This window comes from Streptomyces cyaneofuscatus, assembly GCF_000718135.1.
Lineage (GTDB): Bacteria > Actinomycetota > Actinomycetes > Streptomycetales > Streptomycetaceae > Streptomyces > Streptomyces cyaneofuscatus.
The window spans coordinates 1-203 of record NZ_JOEM01000122.1 but is presented as its reverse complement, the minus strand read 5'-3'; the positions used below and the strand labels follow the sequence as shown (position 1 = coordinate 203).

Genomic DNA, 203 nt, shown 5'->3' with positions numbered 1-203 from the left:
CCATGCGGGCGAGTTGGGTGTCGGAGCCGATGCGGGTGGCTTCGACGACGAGACGGCCGCCCGCGTTGATCGTCGCCCCGGTGACGGAGTCGCCTGCGGTGACCTCCACGGGGACGGACTCGCCGGTCAGCATCGACGCGTCGACGGCCGAGCTGCCCTCGACGACCTTCCCGTCCGTCGCGATCTTCTCCCCGGGGCGGACC

1 protein-coding gene is annotated in these 203 nt (G+C 72.4%); it reads right to left on the bottom strand.

All coding sequences use genetic code 11. The features are described from left to right. Positions 1–203 (bottom strand): P-type ATPase actuator domain-containing protein (locus IF17_RS01000000137015; RefSeq protein ID WP_032773263.1); only part of this gene is annotated, 203 nt, incomplete at both ends.